Source organism: Calothrix sp. CCY 0018, assembly GCF_963920925.1.
Classification (GTDB): Bacteria; Cyanobacteriota; Cyanobacteriia; order Cyanobacteriales; family Nostocaceae; genus Rivularia.
In genome coordinates, this window is record NZ_CAWUDI010000016.1 from 132030 (window position 1) to 152781 (window position 20752).

13 protein-coding genes are annotated in these 20752 nt (G+C 39.8%); 9 read left to right on the top strand and 4 right to left on the bottom strand.

The features are described from left to right. Window positions 1-613 precede the first annotated feature (613 nt). From ACM03V_RS13990 to ACM03V_RS14020, 7 genes are all read left to right on the top strand, one after another. Complete coding sequence (locus ACM03V_RS13990; protein ID WP_414621398.1) at window positions 614-3220, top strand: hypothetical protein; 2607 nt, start codon at window positions 614-616, stop codon at window positions 3218-3220. 149 nt (window positions 3221-3369) lie between these two features. Beyond that, window positions 3370-3936 carry a hypothetical protein gene (locus ACM03V_RS13995; protein WP_414621399.1) on the top strand — a complete coding sequence of 189 codons (567 nt, stop codon included), beginning with the start codon at window positions 3370-3372 and terminating at the stop codon, window positions 3934-3936. Window positions 3937-4227: 291 nt separating this feature from the next. Continuing rightward, a complete protein-coding gene (locus ACM03V_RS14000) occupies window positions 4228-5796 on the top strand; it encodes a hypothetical protein (protein WP_414621400.1) in 1569 nt (522 codons plus the stop codon). Next, the gene (locus tag ACM03V_RS14005) at window positions 5793-10613 is read left to right on the top strand and encodes a hypothetical protein (RefSeq protein WP_414621401.1); all 4821 of its coding nucleotides are present in this window, start codon (window positions 5793-5795) and stop codon (window positions 10611-10613) included. Before ACM03V_RS14000 ends, ACM03V_RS14005 begins: the two co-directional genes overlap by 4 nt. Window positions 10614-10725: 112 nt before the next feature. Then, window positions 10726-12861, top strand: a complete 2136-nt coding sequence (locus ACM03V_RS14010) for an OmpA family protein (RefSeq protein ID WP_414621402.1) — start codon at window positions 10726-10728, stop codon at window positions 12859-12861. A 185-nt stretch (window positions 12862-13046) separates the two neighbouring features. After that, on the top strand, window positions 13047-13622 hold the full coding sequence (locus tag ACM03V_RS14015; protein WP_414621403.1) for a transposase: 576 nt from the start codon (window positions 13047-13049) through the stop codon (window positions 13620-13622). A gap of 346 nt (window positions 13623-13968) precedes the next feature. Further along, the gene (locus tag ACM03V_RS14020; RefSeq protein ID WP_414621404.1) at window positions 13969-16719 is read left to right on the top strand and encodes an isopeptide-forming domain-containing fimbrial protein; all 2751 of its coding nucleotides are present in this window, start codon (window positions 13969-13971) and stop codon (window positions 16717-16719) included. A 136-nt stretch (window positions 16720-16855) separates the two neighbouring features. Here the strand turns inward: ACM03V_RS14020 and ACM03V_RS14025 are convergent, their stop codons facing one another. The 3 genes from ACM03V_RS14025 to ACM03V_RS14035 all read right to left on the bottom strand — a co-directional run bounded on the left by ACM03V_RS14025 (window position 16856) and on the right by ACM03V_RS14035 (window position 19037). After that, window positions 16856-17734 carry an Rpn family recombination-promoting nuclease/putative transposase gene (locus ACM03V_RS14025; protein ID WP_414621405.1) on the bottom strand — a complete coding sequence of 293 codons (879 nt, stop codon included), beginning with the start codon at window positions 17732-17734 and terminating at the stop codon, window positions 16856-16858. Window positions 17735-17803: 69 nt separating this feature from the next. Then, window positions 17804-18658, bottom strand: coding sequence for an Rpn family recombination-promoting nuclease/putative transposase (locus ACM03V_RS14030; RefSeq protein ID WP_414621406.1), 855 nt, complete (start codon window positions 18656-18658; stop codon window positions 17804-17806). Between the two features lie 121 nt (window positions 18659-18779). Next, window positions 18780-19037 (bottom strand): MoaD/ThiS family protein, encoded by a 258-nt coding sequence (locus ACM03V_RS14035; protein ID WP_414621407.1) that lies wholly within the window; start codon window positions 19035-19037, stop codon window positions 18780-18782. Window positions 19038-19194: 157 nt separating this feature from the next. Here ACM03V_RS14035 and ACM03V_RS14040 point away from each other — a divergent pair, with 157 nt between their 5' ends. Together ACM03V_RS14040 and ACM03V_RS14045 are read left to right on the top strand one after the other, a co-directional pair. Continuing rightward, the gene (locus tag ACM03V_RS14040) at window positions 19195-19383 is read left to right on the top strand and encodes a hypothetical protein (RefSeq protein WP_414621408.1); all 189 of its coding nucleotides are present in this window, start codon (window positions 19195-19197) and stop codon (window positions 19381-19383) included. A 115-nt stretch (window positions 19384-19498) separates the two neighbouring features. Continuing rightward, the gene (locus ACM03V_RS14045) at window positions 19499-20416 is read left to right on the top strand and encodes a histone deacetylase family protein (protein ID WP_414621409.1); all 918 of its coding nucleotides are present in this window, start codon (window positions 19499-19501) and stop codon (window positions 20414-20416) included. Between the two features lie 154 nt (window positions 20417-20570). Here the strand turns inward: ACM03V_RS14045 and ACM03V_RS14050 are convergent. Beyond that, window positions 20571-20752 (bottom strand): hypothetical protein (locus ACM03V_RS14050; protein WP_414621410.1); only part of this gene is annotated, 182 nt, incomplete at its 5' end.

The window sequence follows — 20752 nt, forward strand, 5'->3', positions numbered from 1 at the left end:
GACGTGGTATTGCAACCTCTCTTAATGCATATTAGGAACAAATTAAATAATTACAGGACTTACGCAAAGCCCCAATCTATACTTTTTCGCTTACTACAAAGATTGTGACAAAGCTCTGACAGAATCAGGTAATTAATGAAACGATAAATAAATATACAGATATAAACAACTTTAGCTTTTTTGCAATAGCACACAAGTTGTGACAAAGTTATGAAAAAACTAGAGAAAATCTACTTAAAACTTAAGTAATCAATACAACAATAAATTAATCCGAAAAATTTCTCTTACTGAGCCAAATTTCCATGTTTATACTGACGATATAGTAAATAATTAAATTTAAGATTTATTTGTTACCAAAAATACTTTTGATATTTCAACAAGTCAAAAACCTAAAACAGAATCCATGTTTAAGAGTAAAAGGTTAGCATCCGGACATCAGGGTTAACTTTATCTACCAAAAGCTCCCGGGAATATCAAAATAATTTGGTGAAAGCTATACTCAATTACTTGGGTTTATAGGTTTATTGCTACACCGCAATTATAAAAAGAGTTGCAAAAAAGCCTACGCTAAAACACGTAGACTGAGAAGTCATAATTTGCTATTAATTCTAAAATGTCACAGAAAAATAATTTTGTCAAAAAGGGAGGTCTCTACCGTTCCTTGCTTGTATCTGCGTTGATTGCTAATGGTGTATTTCAATTTATTGCGCCTGTTTTAGCTGATGGTACAGAAGCCGGGGGGACTATTAGTAACACTGCTACAGCCACTTACGAAGACCCCAACAACACAGGAACACCTATTAATACCACCTCTAACACCGTTACAGTAACGGTGGCAGAGGTCGCTGGTATCACCATTTCGGCTTCTGGTGTCATAGACAATAACGATGGTACTGTTGCAGTTGGCGACTTACTAACCTATACCTACACTTTAACAAACGTCGGTAATGACCCAACGAGATTCCACATCCCGAACCAAGCCACAACAAATGGTCCGGGTACGGTATCTGGCGTACTTGAGATTGATAAGAATGGTCAAACACCAGCTAGCGGTCAGTTGCAATACAGTACTGATGGCGGTACAACCTGGACAAACGTTACTCCAGGCGGCTTAGATACACCGTTGCCGGTTCCCGTTGCTGGTACTGTATTAGTGCGCGTGCCAGTCACCGTCGAGCCTGGTGCCGAAGCCGATCAAATAATTAAAGTTACCCTCGGTAACACTCCTGGCGATGCTCAAAACCAGCCACGAAATCCTGATGGTGGTGACGTTTATACTGTAGATAATGCTGACGGTACTGGTAACGGTGAAGTAGATGGTGTTCCAGTCAATGGTACTCGTGAAGCTAGCGCCACAGAGGAAATTGCAGTTGGTTCCAATGTTAAAACCTATGCTTTAGCTACTGTTCTTAAGACTCGTACTGGTTACAACAATGCTGGTACAAATGTAATTACAGATGACAAACTAACTTACAATCTAAGTTTGCGAGTTGAGCCTAACGATCCGACAGGACAAGGAATTACCCCAGCAGCTTTGACAGGCACAACCATTAATGTTGATGGTGCTGATGACAACTATATCTTGGTTTCTGATGCGATTCCTGCGGGTACAGATTTAGCCGTTGCACCAACTGCACCTCCTGGTTGGCAAGCTGTTTATACCACAAGTCTGATTGCCTCTGCTAAAGGCAATAAAGCTGAGTGGAAAAAGTTTCCCTTACAAGGTGCTGATAATCTTGCTGGCATAACTCGCGTTGGTTTTATTAATAATCCAGCTACTGTTACTTCTATCGCTCCTGGAAGAACGGTGAACGGCTTCTCGATTCAGCTAGCCGTTGAATCAACTGCAACAGCACCTTTGACTGTCGCGAATATTGCCCAATTATTTGGTCAAACTCCTGGTACTAACACCCCAGTATACGATGACTCTGGAGATCAAAATCCCAGTAACTACGATGGACCTCCAGGCAATATGACACCTCCTCCAGGTACAGATACAGGTACAGATGGTGTTCCCGATACTCTGCCCGATAACAATGTTGATGATGGCTTCATTGACGATCCAGCAAATCCTGAAACAGGGGTTGATACGGGCAACAATAATAGTGGTGATGGTTCAACAGGTGGTGAAGCGAACGTCTTCACGGTGAAAGAAGCTGTAGCTTCAGATCTACTTAATGGTCCGCAGAATGCGCCAGATGCTATAGGTCCGACAGATAATAACGATGATTTTACGAATAAATCCTCTCTGGTTCCTGCTGGTACAGTACCTGGTAGTACGATCGATCCACAGTCAGTTGGATTTACCAACACAATCAAGAACAGTGGTACCGACGCTGGCACCATCGCATTAGTACCAACGCCACCAGCAACTACCGGAGATTTACCAGATAATACCAAGGTAACTATTACTTATAACAGCGACTCTGTTGTATATACTTATACTCAATTAGGAGGATTCGTCTTAGATGGTGGTACACCAATTACAATCCCCTACGTTGCTCCTGGTGTAAGTATCAATTACGGTGTGGAAGTTGATTTACCTCCAGGTACAGCCTTATCTACTGATATTGATAGAGGCTTCCCAGTACCTATTACTGCTTCTATTGACAACTACACAACGGATAGTGACGCTGATGGGATAAAGGATAGTGGAAATGATGGTACCTTTGATTCATCTAACATCACCATCGATCGCGTATACACTGGCTTCTTAAAACTGGTGAAAGTGTCACGGATTTTACAAGGAACTGGGTCAGAAGTTAGTGCAGGACAAGATAATTTTGAATCCACACCTGCTGTCAATGGTATAGATCCTAATCCTAATATTGATGATGTACCTAGAAATCCTGGTATTGGCAATATTATTGAGTACCAGATTCGCTACAAGAATATTTCTGAGGCTGAATCTGGAAGTGGTAACGTAATTTTGAATGCCGACAAGATTGTGATTACTGAAGATGGTACAAAATCCCCTAATAATTGGGCGCTAGACAACGATACCAGCGGTGAAATTGATACTAGCAATGTCGTTCGTTCTGCAAAAGATTCTGGTGCTTCCACGATCAAATTCTTTAGTGGCAATCCAGCTAGTTCCTCTAGTATTGATAAAACTGGAACAACGGTAGACACTGATGTCACTAAGTATACGAATACTGTCACCGATCCGCTTGCACCGGGTATTCAAAGAACATTTACCTTCCAACGCAAGGTTAACTAATATGGAGCCACATTAATATTGCTCCCTTAGAGTAGTACGTTAGCGAAGCGTCTCACTTCACTAGTTATCACCACTGGATGAAGACGCTCTTACTACGAATTTACTATCCAAGACAGAGAACTTTAAGTAAGTTATTTGAGGTAATTCATATGAAGCGATTTTCTATTGCAGGTTTAGGCGCGATTGCATTAATTGCAGGTGCAACATTTAGCACCAAGATTCCTGTAGTTGCAAATATATTTGAAAATGGGGTTGCTATTGCCCAAGATGCAAAGAAAGGACAAGTACAGCTACAGTTAGAAGCTGAAAAAAAAGTTGTTCAAAATGCTCAAGGCAAGCAAAAAGTCGCTTGGCAACCCCTCAAAGGTAAAGTGATGGTGCAGCCGGGAGATGTACTACGTTATTCTGTAACTGGCGCAAACAATGGCGATAAAGCTATTAAAAATCTCACTATTAATCAACCCGTTCCTAGAGGAATGGTTTACGTAGTCAATTCTACAACTGTAAATGCGAATTCTGGCGCAGAAATTACCTATAGCATTAACGGTGGTAAGACTTTTGTAAAAAATCCCACCGTCCAAGTTAAATTAGCTAACGGTGATGTCGAAACTCGTCCCGCACCCGATACTGCTTATACTCATATCCGTTGGAACTTTGGTAAATCTGTTGCAGCTTCTTCAGCAGTTAAAGGAACTTATCAAATGAAAGTACGTTAGTACAGCAGGGCGAAATATTCAAGAATATAGAAGTCTTGAAAGTAGTTAATAAATACAAAATGCTATTTCTCAAGGCTTCTTTTTGTAGAGTATATCGATTAAATAATTCTGAAATAATATACTTTAAATTTTTATTTAAATTAATGCAAATAGATAAGGTGTGTTACTAATTAAGTCATAAATATAAAATATCTATTTAATTAGAAGATAATGAAAAATTAATTTCAAAATAAATAATTTCCCAACATTGAAGAAACAAACAAGTGTGATGTTTCATAGGAGAAAAGTTCAGTGGGTCGTAAAAAAGAACGATATCAAATTAAATATTATACTAATTGGTTAAAACAATTAACGGCAGCTGTTATTGCCGGAAGTGTATTTCACACTATATCTGCTTTCGCGCAAGTAACAACGAAATCTGGTATCGAACTTATAAACCAAGCTAGCTATACTTATACAGATCCAAACGGAAGTAAATCATCTGGTATTTCCAATCAAGTTGGAGCTACACCAAATACAACTACAATAAAAAACCCTTTAATTGACCCTTTTGGACAAATTTTGGGTTGTGATGGAGAGGAATTAGACGATTATACGGGCTTCACTGTTAGTTTATTTGAACCCGATCCAAATGACCCCACGGGTACGGAAGTGGGACAATTGATTGAGCTAACCCCAACCGATGATATTGCTAATAATAATATTCCTCAAGGTATAGCGCCGAATATAACAAACGTTAATAATTATTCAGTCACAAATACAGAAATTAACGGCAATAAAGGTATTTACAACTTCTTATTTGATACTGGTAGAGGTCAAACTGATGTAGGTAAGACTTATATCCTTGTTGTAAATCCTCCGCAGAATTCTAACTTCCCCGAACGAAGAGTAAGGTTAGAAATTCAAAGCGTGATTGAAGGTGATAATGGTGCAAATATTCTTACCTATATTGCCACAGCTTTAGATGGTCAGCCAATTACTGCTAGAGGTGCCAGTGCTACTCAAATTTCCCCGACTCAGATTTCCGAACAAGTTGTAGTTGTCAACGATGCGGAAAGAGTGGGATTAAGTTTAGCGCTGCGCTTCGATCTAAATTTATGTTCTTCCGAGCAAATCAAAATTACTAAAACAGGCGATCGCGCTACTGCTGAACCTGGTGAAACGGCTGTTTATCGTCTGTCGTTAAGAAATACTGGCGATACTGGCTTAGATAATATAGTTGCTACCGATCAATTCCCGATCGGATTCAAATTCTTACCAGAATCAGTTCGCGGCGAACTTGCTGGGGAACCAGTTACGGTAACTACTGAAACTAATGGTTCGACTGTAACTTTCCGTACTGTTGCAAATATCCCAGTTGATGGAGTGCTTAATATTGCTTACGCTGCAAAATTAACTCCCGATGCGGTGCGGGGTTCCGGTCGTAACTCGGCTACTGTTGACGCTCAAAGAGACGATAACGACTTTGCTGTCAAAGATGGGCCAGCTACACATTTACTAAGAGTTAGACCGGGTATTACATCCGATTGCGGTACTATTATCGGTCGCGTATTTGTAGATAAAAACTTTGACGGGGAACAGCAAGCAGGTGAACCTGGGGTACCAAATGCGGTAATTTACCTAGAAAATGGCAACCGTATAAGTACTGACCCAGATGGGTTGTATTCAGTCAAAAATGTGCTGCCCGGTAAACATACAGGCGTTCTGGATTTATATAGTTTACCCGATTATACTTTGGCTCCCAACATCAAATTTAAAGAACGTAACAGCCAATCACGGCTAGTAAATTTAGAACCCGGTGGAATGGTGAGAATGAACTTCGCAGTCACTCCGAGTTTTGGGGAGGAGACAAAGAAATGAAACGACAATTAAATCATACCAATATTTTCAATTTTAAATTAATAAGTGCGATCGCCGGAACTATGAGTGTGGTATTTTACCCACTTGTAGCAAGTGCCGATACCTATAAGCCAATTGACGAAGAAAATCAGCTTTGGAAATCTACAAAAGCATCTACGGGAAGTAAAGCGAGCGAAGGTAGCCGAAAATCCAATCGTTCCCAAAAGCTTGTAGAAGCGCTTGCAGCAATAAGCAATAACAAAAATAAAAATTTAATTGCTTTAAATGAGCTTGAAGATACAAATACAAATTTACCTGCTAGCGTACAAAAGTTAATAGACGAGCGGAATAATGCAGCAGAATATATATTAACTGCTTTAAAAACTGAAGATAAAAATACAAATGTACCTGCTAGTTTACAGAAATTAGTAGATGAGCGAAATAATGCAGCGGCAAATACATTAGTTGCCTTAAAGCCAAGAAAAATCATCTATCCTCAATTATCTTTAGGACAAAAAACCACACCAATAAGCAACGAGGTAATTGATTCACAACCAGAATTGATTGCTTTAGAGCCATTTATCAGCGAGGAAAAACTGCTAGAAGAAAGCAGTAATTTAAAAAATACTGTAATTGAATCTAAAGAGATAAAAATTGAACGGGCACAATACATTCCATCTTTACAAAACCAATTGTTGCCAATAGATGCTGATACACAATCATCTTATGATACTTATTTACTGACTTTAAAACCTTTTCTTGAAGCTGAAAAGTTAGCACAAGTCGCAACTCCAGATACATCAGAAGAGCAAGCAATTGATTCTACCTTAGTTGCAGTTAATGTATTTGAGTCAATATCCAATAATCAAACACCTAAAACTATTCCTACTTTAGTTGCTAAAAATTGGACGGCAGATAATTTCAAAAGTGAAACCTACGGTTTTTCGTCGTTGGTTGCCATACTGCCTTCAATAACAGATAATTCGGATGATAATTCATCTGAGGTAAAGCTAGCAGCAAGGTATAGCTCATTTAATTCTGGAGATAATCGCAATCAAGAATTAAATAATACTAATCTTTTAGCATCTTATTCTAAATCTCCCTTTGCTTTACCCAATCCTGAAGGTTTAAATCCTTCTTTTTCACCACTTTCGATTCCTTATCTTTCTCAATTTCCTACAGGTACGCCAAATTCTTCAACGGTAAGAATTCTTTCACCGATACCGGATGCTGTGATAGATGTGCCTGCAACTCCAATTATCGTGCAGTTTCCGGTAGGAAATGAGGTAGAATTACGAGTTAATGGCGAATTATCCGATCGCTATTTAATTGGACGAACTGAAACCGATTCGGAAACTGACTTAGTAACGCAGACATGGTATGGTGTCTCTCTACAAAATGGAGAGAACATGATTTCTGCTCAGGTTATTGGTTCTAAAGAAGCTCCCGCGACTGTGAAAGTAATGGTTAGGGGTGGAGCGGATAAACTAAAAGTAGATACCGTAGAAGCACGGATTCCCGCTGACGGAATTTCTACAGCGACTATCAAAGGTACGTTACTCGATAAAAATGGCAATCGTTCCAATCACGATGCAGTTGTTACTCTCGCAACTACAGCAGGGGAATTTGTCGAACCCGATTTTAAACCGGGACAACCGGGATTCCAGGTACAAGCAAAAGCGGGACAATTTACCGCTACTCTCAAATCCGGTTTAGATGCCAAAACTGTCCGAATTAAAGCGAAAACTGGGAAGTTAGAAGCTTTTACTCAACTGCAATTCCAAACTGCCTTACGTCCAAGTTTAATAACTGGTGTGATTGATTTTCGTTTGGGTGCTAGAGGTACAGATTTCTATAGTAGGTTTAAAGATTTCCTTCCTGAAGACGAAGATAACGGTACCGAAGTAAAATTTCGTTCGGCTGTCTTTGCCACTGGTGCAATTGGGGAATGGTTGGTAACTGGTGCTTATGATAGCAGTCGCTCTTTAAATGAAGATTGTAATTGCGATAATCGGTTATTTGGAAGTTATCAATTTAGCGAGCAAAATTATCCCGTTTACGGTGATAGTTCTTCAGTAAATCAAACTACTCCATCTACCGACAGCGTGTATTTACGGTTGGAGCGTTCGTCTCGCACTCCAGGAGCAGATCCCGATTATGCAATGTGGGGTGATTACAACACTGAAGAATTTTCTCGTTCTTCTCAACAGTTTACTTCCCTAACTCGTCAGCTACATGGTTTTAAAGCTAATTACAACATTGGAAATCTTCAAGCTACGGCTTTCTACGGAAACAATATTGAAGGTTTTCAACGGGATATTATTCCTCCCGACGGAACCAGCGGTTTTTACTTCCTTTCTCGTAGATTAACCGTACCCGGTAGTGAAAGCGTCTTTATCGAATTAGAAGAACTAAATCGCCCCGGTACCGTATTGCAGCGTCAACGGTTGAGTCGCGGAGCGGATTATGAGATTGATTACGATAGAGGCACAGTTTTATTCCGCGAACCTGTTTTACGCACTGACGTAAATGAATTTGGTGAAGTGTTGGTAAGACGCATTGTTGTTACCTATCAATACGAAGGAGAAGCAGGAAACGATACCGATATTTACGCGGGAAGATTGCAATATAACTTTTCTCAGGGGGCAGAAAAAGATAGCTGGTTGGCTACAACTTATCTCCAAGAAAATCAAGGCGATCGCGATTTTGAATTGTACGGTGCGGATGCTCAGTTTTCTTTTGGTAAGGTAGGTAAAATCATTGCCGAATTCGCTCGCAGTCGCAACGATTCCAACGAGATGGGAATGGTGGAAGGTGAGGCAGTGAGAGCGGAAGCGGAAGCGGAATTTATTAAGGGTTTACGCGCTCGCGCTTATTACCGTTTCGCGGATACCGGATTTGCGAATAATGCTACCATCAGCTTTGTACCCGGACAAACTCGTTACGGGGCACAGATTAACGGAAGAGTCACCAATACTACTAATTTACGCTTTCAATACGACCATGAAGACAACTTTGGTGTTGCACCTCAACGGATAGATACTTTTGAAGAGTTCTTTTCACCTTTGAGAGCAACGCTTCCTGGTAATCAAGTTGATAATTCTTTAACTACAATTTCTGCGGGTGTCGTACAGCGAATTGGTAAAGCTAATTTAGCTGTAGACTGGATTAAACGGGAAAGAGAAGATAGAATAACGCCGGAAACTTTAAGTAGAGATTCGAGTCAATTACGCTCTCGTCTTAATGTTCCTATTGCCAAAAAACTTTCTTTCTTAGCACAAAACGAAACCACGATATCCGACAATGCAGACGCAGTTTTCCCAGATAGAACTATTGTCGGGTTGAATTGGCAAGCAATTCCAGGAATTAACCTTTCGCTAACGCAACAGTTTTACACTCGCGGACAATTTGACGGTAATTCGATCACCAGCTTTAACGTTAACGGCGAACATAAATTTGGTGAAGATACTTCAGTTACCGGACGTTTTTCTGTATTGGGTGGTGCTGACAGAGTTACTACTCAAGGTGCTTTGGGTTTAAAACAAGGTGTAACTATAGCTCCTGGATTGCGGTTGAATTTAGCTTACGAACACGTATTTGGCGACTTCTTTGGTATTAACGGTTCCGGGGTACAATTCGCACAACCCTTTGCGATCAATCAAAGTACTGCGGCTTTGGGATTTGCAGACAGCGATAGCTACAGCGTCGGCTTGGAATACACTGATAATCCCGACTTCAAAGCCAGCGCTCGTTTTGAACGCAGAAGTTCTTCAAGTGGAAACAATACCGTAATTTCCGCAGGTGCTACGGGTAAAATTTCATCTTCTTTGACCGCTTTAGCACGCTATCAACAAGCGGGTTCGAGCAATCAAACTTTACAAGCATTAGGAGACACGGCAAATTTAAGAGTCGGTTTAGCATATCGCAATCCTAAAAACGATAAATTGAACGCTTTAATGCGTTACGAATATCGTAAAAATCCCTCAACGATTCCCGAAAGTATTTTATTCGGAAGTGGCTCCGGTGCCCAAGACCATACTTTTGCCATAGAAACCATTTACGCTCCGAATTGGCAGTGGGAATTTTACGGTAAATACGCTTTACGCAACAGCACTACTTATTTAGCTAACGATTTTTCGTCTAGTAATAGCACCAATTTAGGACAGTTACGAGCTACTTATCGTTTGGGATACAGTTGGGATTTAGTTGGTGAAGCAAGAGTAATTACTCAATCTGACTATACGGAAACGGGTTTTGTTGTTGAAGCAGGTTATTATTTAACTCCTAATTTAAGAGTAGCTGGGGGTTACGCTTTCGGGGATATAGACGATCGCGATTTTGACGGAAGTCGTTCCGCTAGCGGGCCATATTTGGGCGTGACGATGAAACTTAATCAGCTATTTAGCGGCTTTGGTTTACAAAAGAGAGTACCTCGTCAAAAAATAGAAGCGCGACAAGCTTTGTTGAATAAGCTTAGGGTGCAGTCAAAGAAAGACCTAACCCCCCAACCCCCTTCCCTACAAGGGAATGGGGAGAGTTTAAAGCCTCTCTCCTTGAAAGAAGACCTAACCCCCCAGCCCCCTTCCCTGCAAGGGAATGGGGAGAATTTGAAGCCTCTCTCCTTGAAAGAAAACCTAACCCCCCAGCCCCCTTCCCTGCAAGGGAATGGGGAGAATTTGAAGCCTCTCTCCTTGCAGGAGAGAGGTTTGGAGAGAGGTCTTTCAGAAGCTAAGAAAAATCCTTTGGAAACACTAATCGAAAATATCAAACAGTCAAATAAACCCAAAAAAGTAGAAAAAACGCTGTTGCAAAGACTGATGACAGAGCAAGGGAGATGAAAGAAGATATATGAAGCTAAATATACATTTACTTTATTATCTCTCGTCCCCCTTATTTCTTCTGGGGCAGGGTTTTCGCTCTACTGTCTTCAGTAAAATAACGGCAACTACTATGTATAAAAATAATAGAAAAAACCCTTTTGACAAATTAAATCTAGCGAAGCGTTTATTAACAAGCCTACCAGTTTTATTGCTGACGGCTCCAAATATCGCTTTCGCTCAACAGAATACAGCTTTAAGTTTGAGTGTAACAGTCAACAGCAACCAAGATGGAGTAATTCAGGCTGATGGTAATCTGACGTTAAGAGAAGCAATTGCTATTGTTAACGGTAATCTATCTTTAGAACAACTTAGCGCTGCGGAAAAATCTTTAGTCTCATCTACAGGTAATCAAGCTGAAATTAAATTTAATCTTCTTCCGGCACAAACTAAAATTACTCTAGAAAGCGTTCTCCCTCCCTTAACAACTCCTGGATTAATCGTTGACGGAACTTCTCAACCGGGTTACGACGCTAATAAATCGGCAACCGCAGAAATTGAGATTCCCATTCCGGTTGTGGAAATAACTTCTGCTGCCGACAAAGAAGTATTTCGCGGTTTAACTGTAGCTGCCGATGATATTACAATTCAAGGATTGAGTATATACGGTTTTACGTCTAAACATCGCGATACAGCTAGTTTGCCTCCAGGAGATATTGTTGTTGTAGATTCCAATATGTCGCAGATCCCCCCAACCCCCCTTGAAAAGGGGGGCAATTCAACCCCTTTTTTAAGGGGATCTCAACCTCCGAAAAATGTCACCGTTGAAAATAATTGGTTGGGTATTACCTCGGAAGAACAAGTTCCTGAAAAAACTTCGGCTTTTGGGGTTTCGGTATTTAATGCAACTAGTACAAATATTAGCCGTAACTTGATTGCTAACCATGAAGGTAGCGGGATTATTACCGGAAAGTTAGCCGAAAATACCCAGGTAGAACAAAATATCATTGTTGGTAACGGTATTGCTGGGGTTCCCGATGCGATTAGATTAGAAGGACAAATTGATAATTCTCAAGTTACCTCAAACCTAATTTGTGCTAACGATGGTAGCGGCGTGTACTTGTTTAAGCCAGAAGGCTCAGTACAAATACAGTCTAACAACATTAAATATAATGGTAGACGCTTACGACGTGCGGGTGTTTATTTGATGGGTAATAATCATCAGGTACTTAATAACCAAATTACCAATCAACCCGGTACTGGAGTTGCGATTACAGCCTATCCCGACAGCAAAGGAAACATTGTTAGAAATAACAGCTTTGCCAATATTGAAGGATTGAGCATCGACCTCAACTATAGAAATACCGCCAGCGTCCGCGATTTCCAGCGAGGAGACGGCCCCAACCCACCCCGAAACTCTGGAAATCGTCGTTTAGATAGCGCTAACGGTGCCATCAACGCACCAGAATTTCTCAGTTCCGAATTTATTGTTATTGACGGTAAAGTAAATATCGATGGTAAAGCCGACCCCGGTAGCGAAATTGACATTTACAAAGTTGTTCCATCCAGCAAACAGCAAATCGATTTATACCCAGCTTATTCAGCATTAGGGCAAGTAATAGGCAGAGTTCAAACAGACGAAAAAGGTAGATTCAAAGCCACCTTTACAGATTTGCAACCAGGAGAAATGATAAGCGCGATCGCCACTTTGTCAAAATACGGAACCTCCGAACCAGCAGCGAATTCCATGATTAAATCTGTTGGTAATTCTCAATTATTCCAAAATCCCCAACCTTTAAACGAAATTCCAAACTGTACAACTCGTCCGGTTACACCACCACCAGTAATTCCAGAACCAACACCAGAACCAATTCGTTTGAGCGTACCTAGAAATGTTCACTTTGCATTAGATAAAGACTTTATCAGTTCCAAGAGTGGAGAAATTCTAGATAAAATCGCTGTGGTAATGGAGCAATATCCCAACATAGTTATCGAACTACAGGGACATACCGACTCTCGCGCTAGCAATGCTTATAACCAAGATTTGGCGAAACGACGGGCTACAAATGCGAGAAATTACTTAGTTAAAAAAGGTATCGCATCGGAAAGAATGATTATTCGTTCCTTTGGTGAAAGGAAATTAAGAACAGAAGAAAACAATCGTGTTGATTACGCACGCAACCGTCGAGTTGAAGTGTTGTTCTTTGATGTTAGGGGAATTGATATCGAATTTGAAAATCAGGAAGGAGATTTGCAGATAGAACGGTAATTCCATAACCCAAAGCCACAACTGATGTAGAGACGTAGCACTGCTACGTCTCCCGGCAACTGCACAACACACAAATAACCCCAGTACCTAAAATACAACCCAAAACCCCGCCCTTTTAACTACAACCACATATACAGAGACGTTGCAGTGCAACGTCTCTACACCAATATTGAAAACAACTGATTATGACGCAACCAAAATTCAAAGGTAAATACCGAATCGAATCTACCCGTTTACCAGATCGTGATTATGCAGCAAATGGTTGGTATTTTGTCACAATTTGTACCAAGGATTGTATTTATCATTTGAGTAACAGTGTTGTTTCAGGGAAAGTACAGCTAACACCGATTGGTGAAATTGCCCAACAGTATTTTATAGATATTCCCAAATATTCTAAACATACCTATGTAGATGCATATGTAATTATGCCCAATCACCTCCACGGAATTGTAGTTATCGATAAACCCAGCGATATTGCGCGTGCGCGTCATAAACAAATAAAAGCGGACATAACAGAAAGTGAATTTATGTCCCAGATATCGCCGAAAGCAGGTTCCTTAAGTACTATTATCCGTTCTTATAAATCCGCCGTTACCCGTTGGTGTCGTCGTAATCAACACGAATATTTTGCATGGCAAGAAAGATTTTATGAAAGCATCATCCGTGCAGATGATTCCATAGACAGAATTCGTCAATACATCATTAATAACCCCGCTAAATGGGAAGAAAACAAAAACAACGCCCCAGATTTATGGATGTAACCCACAACTGATGTAGAGACGTAGCAGTGCTACGTCTCCCAGCAATCGGAAAACACACTAATAACCCCAGCAACTGCGAAACACACAGAAAACCCCAATCGATAGATGCTAGTTACAACCATATATACGGAGACGTTGCAGTGCAACGTCTCTACACCAATCCCCCGATATAACCTGAAAATCCGCAAAAGCATAGTATTTTCACGTATTAATAATTATTCCAAATAGTAATTATACGGAAGTCAAAAACCGGAGATAAAAGTTTTAATGCCAGTGTATAAGTAATTTTAAATCATCTTTATATTTATATCGTTCAAAGAAAATAGTAAAAATTATTACCTATAGTATGAAATCTTTATTTAATTATCTAAGGGAAATATCTACAGCGCGATCGGCGAAAGGGAAGATAAAACATAAATCGCTTGCTAGCCTTGCGCTTATATTCTGCACTTGGGGTTACATGATTGTACCAGCGCAAGCGGAAGGTTCAAGAGAATTAGTTAAAAATGGTGGAGATAGACCTTATACGGAATGGTCTGACAGAGAATCAGCAGCTATTAAGCGGAAAACGCGGCTAAAAGTTTTTGTTAAGAGCGGAGAGACTATAAACCTTGGCTCTAGCGTAAATAATAGTCCGAAGAATCAAGATATTATCTTACGCACTCCTTCAGGTACTGAATTAACTTTTGATGTTAAAACATCTGGTGAAGGATTTATTGATACCGTAGCCAAAGAATCCGCCGGACCTTTACCCAATATTAACGGCTATAATCCCTATAAATTTACAGCTACAGAAACAGGAATTTATGAGGTCGAATTTCGTTCTCAAAATGCTAATGGTGGAGATCCGCCACCATTAAATGTAAGTCAGCCTTTTATTACTAACCAAAGAATGACTGTAGCTGCTTGGGATATTACAGTTCGAGATAGTAGCGGAAATCCTAAGAATGGTCGAGTGTTTACCAACTATGTAGCGATGAATATGGGGGGTAGTAACCGACAACTTAATTCGAAATTCTTTATTCAAACAAAAGACGGCTTCTTGTATCGAACTGCAATGAATGGAGTAGATCCCTATGGCTTTATTTTCTTTGGTAACAGTAGGGGATTTATTGACTTAACGAACAACAGTACTTTGTATAGTTCTGCGAAAGCAGATGAAAATACATTAGACCCCTTTCAAGGAAACGTTAAAGTACAGCGTCCGGATGTTCCCGATACTCCAACCGATATCACTCATTTAACATTCTTTAATTCTCCCGATCCAGAGACTTTAGATGAATTAGGGATTCCACGTACACCAGCAATACCTGCAACACCAACTAATTTTAAATTTACTGGTGGAACTGGTGGAAGCGGAAACCAAACTTTTATTGGAGTTGGAGGGAATTTTAGTTTTGATTCTACAAGTGCGGGTAGCTATGAAATAATTATTGACACCGATGAAAACGGTATATTTGACCCAAGTAAAGATAGAGTTTTACAGAATATAGCTACTGCCGGTAGTAATGTCGTATCTTGGGATGGTCAAGATGCTGATGGTAACAACTTAGGTCCTCGCACTAACAACAACCCCTACAATACCAGAATTAGATTGCGGACTGGAGAATATCACTTTCCTATGTTGGATGCAGAGAATAATTCCAATGGGTTTGTAATTGAAATGCTTAATGCACCTACTGCATTTCCCAGTGGATTTGACAAATTTACTGTGTACTACAATGATGACAATTACACAACTAGTAACGGTAAAAATGTAGACTTGAGTGGTAGTGGTGCAACTAATCCCCGTAATGCTGCGACTGGAACTAATAGTTCTACTGGAGCGCATAAATTTAGCAATAATTACGGCGATTTTAAGGGAATTGATACTTGGTCTTACTTCCCTAGTCAAGCAACATTCGCCAATTTGATTATCACCAACAATAAATCAGCAAATGTACGGGGTACAAAATCGGTACAGTTCCTTGAAGACAAAGATAGTAGCGGTACGGTGACTGTGGGAGATAGAGTTGAATACACCATTACTTACACCAACAATGCTCCTGAAGCTACCACAGACGCAAATAACTTTATTATTGAAGACACGTTACCGTCGCAATTAACTTACAATTCATCTCAAATCGTCTCACAAACAACTGGTAACGATATTCAACTGAATACAAGCTATAACGGTTCTGGTGCATTGACTAATTCCAGCACATTGCGAATCGATGATGAAATTGTTATCAAAATTACCGCCACAATTAATAATGATAATAATGAAAACCCAATTAGCAACCAAGCGAATGCAACTTTCAATACACCCGACAACCCCGCAACTACTGGAACCGCGTTAACAGATGCAGATTCTGCGGGAGTCACGCAGGAAAATCCACCAAGCGAAGGTAATGCTTTCAAACAAATAGCCGATGATGGGCAAAATACCGGAAATGACCCTTCCAACACAGCAGATGACGAACCAACTATTATTACTGTAGAGAAAGTTATAGTAAGTAGTCCTCCAAAGGTACTATTAATCAAACGCATCACGGCATTAAATCAAACTCTTTATACTAATTTTGTAGATGGAGTAGACAATGGCGATCCACAATCATCTAACTATGTCCCTACACCCAAAGATACTGACGATAACAATCCTAACTGGATATCTAATTTTCTTCTAGGTGAAATCGCTGGTGTTAAAGTCCAACCCAATGATGAATTAGAATACACCATTTACTATCTCTCAGCAGGTGACACCCCAGCAAAGAACGTACTGTTTTGCGATCGCGTTCCTCAAAATGTTTCTTTCATTCCCAACAGCTTTAATAATCAACCAAATAAAGCGACGGGAGGATTACAAAGCGCCGATAGAGGTATTCTGTGGTTGAAAGACGGTAATACAGAATCTTTAACTAATGCTCAAGATGGGGATTTCGCGCAATACTTCCCCCCTAGTATTGAACCTTCTACCGTTTATCCCAACATTAAATGTGACGGTACAAATACTAACGGTGCGGTTGTCGTAAATCTGGGTAACTTACCTAATGCTACTGCTTCGGGTGAGCCTAATACTTCTTACGGTTTCATTAAATTTAGGGGACGAGTTAAGTAATTCCAAGCGCTAAAATCCCCCCAACCCACGCCACTTCCTACAACGGAGCGCCACTTCTCTCGTACTGCGGGAGACAACCCACGAGAGTGGCTTGGAAACCCGCGCAACGGAGTGGCTCCCCTTATCAAAGGGGGCTTTATAATTTTTCAATTTCATCAAGATTTAACCCCGTAGTCTCCACAATCAAATTATTCTCAATACCTCTGGCTTTCATAGCTTTGGCAATTTCAATTTTTGCTTCCTTCATTCCTTCTTTCTTCCCTTCTTTCCTTCCTCGTAATTCACCCGTGACTTCCGCACTTTCTATAATACTAATTTCATATCTTCTATCTTCCAGATATTTTTGATATGCAGCTTTTTCCGCTTGGGATAAATTCTCAACTCTTAAATTATCTTTTGCTTGTGCCAATCCTTGGGCTTGAAATTCGTCTTTGATCTCGCTATTTTTCAAAAAATATATCCATTCGTCTAAACTGTCTTTCGCTACGTCGTTAAAATTATTGACTCTTAAAACGTAGTATTCCGGAAATATTTCATATACTTCTTCAATCTTAAATACTTCCTTTTGCAAATCTGAAGGTTCTAACTTATCGTTAACATGAATTCCATAGAAATCTACTTTTCCTTTATAAATATAATCTCTTCCTTGCCCTAATGAGAAGTAAACAATATTAATTGAATAAACTTTTTTAACTTTACCGTAAGCTTCCCCTTTACCAAGGTATTCGCTAATTAATGTCGATACACCATACAGCATCCGGTGGAAGTAATCATTTTCGGCGCTGTTTTGAACCTCAATTAATAGCAATTCATCTTGAGTATTTTTAGCTAAAATATCAACTCTATTTAATTTATTTTCTTCCGTGAGTCGATTGCTTTCGCTTTCTAAAATCGAATCTATTTTGATATCTTCTTTTAATAACTCGCTGAGAAATCCTTCTAAAACAACGTAATTGGCTTTATCCCGCAATAGCTTTTTGATTGCCCAGTCGAAGCGGATATGTGTTCCTGCCATGATAATTTTTGTGACTAAAGCAGAATGTTATTTTAGGTATTATTTTACAACAAAAACGCTGTTTAAAATCTACAATTTTTCAATCTCATCAAAATTTAAACCCGTAGCTTCAACAATCAAATTAATTTCAATACCTCCGGCTTTCAAAGATTTAGCTATTTCTATTTTAGCTTCTTTCCTTCCTCGTAATTCTCCTGTGACTTCCGCACTTTCAATAATACTAATTTCATATCTTCTATCTTCCAGATATTTTTGATATGCAGCTTTTTCCGCTTGGGATAAATTCTCAACTCTTAAATTATCTTTTGCTTGTGCCAATCCTTGGGCTTGAAATTCGTCTTTGATCTCGCTATTTTTCAAAAAATATATCCATTCGTCTAAACTGTCTTTCGCTACGTCGTTAAAATTATTGACTCTTAAAACGTAGTATTCCGGAAATATTTCATATACTTCTTCAATCTTAAATACTTCCTTTTGCAAATCTGAAGGTTCTAACTTATCGTTAACATGAATTCCATAGAAATCTACTTTTCCTTTATAAATATAATCTCTTCCTTGCCCTAATGAGAAGTAAACAATATTAATTGAATAAACTTTTTTAACTTTACCGTAAGCTTCCCCTTTACCAAGGTATTCGCTAATTAATGTCGATACACCATACAGCATCCGGTGGAAGTAATCATTTTCGGCGCTGTTTTGAACCTCAATTAATAGCAATTCATCTTGAGTATTTTTAGCTAAAATATCAACTCTATTTAATTTATTTTCTTCCGTGAGTCGATTGCTTTCGCTTTCTAAAATCGAATCTATTTTGATATCTTCTTTTAATAACTCGCTGAGAAATCCTTCTAAAACAACGTAATTGGCTTTATCCCGCAATAGCTTTTTGATTGCCCAGTCGAAGCGGATATGTGTTCCTGCCATGATAATTTTTGTGACTAAAGCAGAATGTTATTTCAAGTTTAGTTTAATTTTAGGACAAAGGTTCGTAGTAGCGCTTCAGCGCCTCTTATCGGATGCGCTAAAGCGCAACTACGAGCCATGATTACCCGCCGCTAACGGGTGGAATTAATACAACTTCATCGCCGTCATGTAAAAGAGTATCTGGTTCGACAAAGTTTAAATTTACGCCAAATCTTGTTACATCTCGCCATTTTTCGAGTTCGGGATTTTCTTCGATTAAATATTCTCTTACTTGCAATACTGGCGTATTTTCGGGAAATTCCAGCGTTAATTCTGGTTCCTCGTATGCTTCTTGATAAGCTGCGAATAACTTAACGGTAATTTTTATTGAGTTAGACATGGGGAATTGGGAATTGGGGATTGGGCATGGGGTATTGTCTCCTCAATTATTATTATTGTTGAAAAAGGGAAAAATATTTCATTCTTAAGATAGTGTGTTATTTCCAAAGCATCTTCTAAGCTGATAAGCGAGCGTTACATAGGAAAAAGTTAAGAATATGAGCGAAGATAAAGCTAAAAATCAAGCTGACAAAAATAATCCTCAAGAAGAAGCACCAGAATTAAGCCCGGAATTACTTGATAGAATCAAAAACCCCGCATCAATTGACAGCACAATCCGCAATCAATCCCCCGAAGAATTAAAAGGCAATCCCGCAGTATCACCCGAAATGCTCGACGATAGGTGATTAAAGGTCAAAGTTAGGAATTAGGAGTTAGGAGTTGCAAGTAGTAAATTAATAATTCTTCTCCTTGTCTCCTTGTCCCCTTGTCTCCCCATCCCCCCATCTCCCCACACATTCCATGTTCCCCATCATCTACTCGGACGAATTTCTCGAACACCTTACCGGAAGAGGACATCCGGAAAAGCCGGAGCGTTTAAGTGCTGTTGTTTCGGCTTTGAAGGAAGTTGCTTTTTCCAAACAAATTGAATGGCGATCGCCTACTCCTATTACCAAAAATTCGCCGCTTGCTTTGATTGAGGAAATCCATTCGCCGCGCTATATCCGTAAAGTTCGGGATATTGCTGCTGATGGTGGCGGCTTTTTAGATACTGATACTTGTATTTCCCCACGCAGCTATGATGTGGCGTTGTTGGCGGTGAATGCTTGGCTCGATGGGGTAAATATTGTTCTAGAAACTGGTAAACCTGCTTTTGTATTGGCACGCCCTCCGGGGCACCATGCGGAAATTGATTATGGTATGGGATTCTGCTTGTTTTCTAATGCCGCGATTTCTGCTTTTCATGCTTTGAAAAAACCAGAAGTTAACCGCGTTGCGATTTTAGATTGGGATGTGCATCACGGTAACGGTACTCAAGCAATCGTAGAAAATAATCCGAACATTGCTTATTGTTCGCTGCATCAATATCCCTGTTATCCGGGAACGGGTAAATCTTCAGAACGGGGTATTAATAATAACGTATTAAATTTACCTATTCCTCCCAGTAGCGATATTAGTACTTACCAACCGGCATTCGAGAAAGAAGTATTGCCGTTTTTATCAAACTTTCAGCCAGATTTATTGATAGTAAGCGCTGGTTATGATGCCAACCTCGAAGATCCATTAGCGCGAATGAATTTGCAACCACAAGACTACGGTTTATTTACGCAATATTGCTTAAAAGTCACTTCTAAAATAGTATTCGGTTTAGAAGGTGGTTACGATTTACCAACGCTTTCGGAATCGGTGATAGCAACCGTTGAATCAGTTATCAATTAACAATGAACAGTTATCAGTTCGTTTCTTTCTTGTTCCCAGTCTGCGACTGGGAATACATATTAAGAGGCAGAGCCTAGTACAAGTCGGCGTAAATAAGGCAACCATTAAAAATAGCTGAAAAGCCTAGAAAATCAAACTTCTTACTTCTTACTTCTTACTTCTTACTTCCGCGAAGCGGTACTAGGCTGTTGACTTTGATAAAATTTCCGCGTGCTTCGTTCATACAAGTTTTATGCCGGTAGCAACCATAATCTTTCTCCCTCACCCCGCCCTGAAGGGCACCCCTCTCCCAAGCTTGGGAGAGGGGAAGGGGAGAGGGCATTATCTTGAACACCA

Excerpts from the sequence above, each read along its gene's own strand:
- ACM03V_RS13990 (WP_414621398.1), top strand. The coding sequence starts at position 614 with ATGTCACAGAAAAATAATTTTGTCAAAAAGGGAGGTCTCTACCGTTCC.
- ACM03V_RS13995 (WP_414621399.1), top strand. The coding sequence starts at position 3,370 with ATGAAGCGATTTTCTATTGCAGGTTTAGGCGCGATTGCATTAATTGCA.
- ACM03V_RS14005 (WP_414621401.1), top strand. The coding sequence starts at position 5,793 with ATGAAACGACAATTAAATCATACCAATATTTTCAATTTTAAATTAATA.
- ACM03V_RS14010 (WP_414621402.1), top strand. The coding sequence starts at position 10,726 with ATGTATAAAAATAATAGAAAAAACCCTTTTGACAAATTAAATCTAGCG.
- ACM03V_RS14015 (WP_414621403.1), top strand. The coding sequence starts at position 13,047 with ATGACGCAACCAAAATTCAAAGGTAAATACCGAATCGAATCTACCCGT.
- ACM03V_RS14020 (WP_414621404.1), top strand. The coding sequence starts at position 13,969 with ATGAAATCTTTATTTAATTATCTAAGGGAAATATCTACAGCGCGATCG.
- ACM03V_RS14025 (WP_414621405.1), bottom strand. The coding sequence starts at position 17,734 with ATGGCAGGAACACATATCCGCTTCGACTGGGCAATCAAAAAGCTATTG.
- ACM03V_RS14030 (WP_414621406.1), bottom strand. The coding sequence starts at position 18,658 with ATGGCAGGAACACATATCCGCTTCGACTGGGCAATCAAAAAGCTATTG.
- ACM03V_RS14035 (WP_414621407.1), bottom strand. The coding sequence starts at position 19,037 with ATGTCTAACTCAATAAAAATTACCGTTAAGTTATTCGCAGCTTATCAA.
- ACM03V_RS14040 (WP_414621408.1), top strand. The coding sequence starts at position 19,195 with ATGAGCGAAGATAAAGCTAAAAATCAAGCTGACAAAAATAATCCTCAA.
- ACM03V_RS14045 (WP_414621409.1), top strand. The coding sequence starts at position 19,499 with ATGTTCCCCATCATCTACTCGGACGAATTTCTCGAACACCTTACCGGA.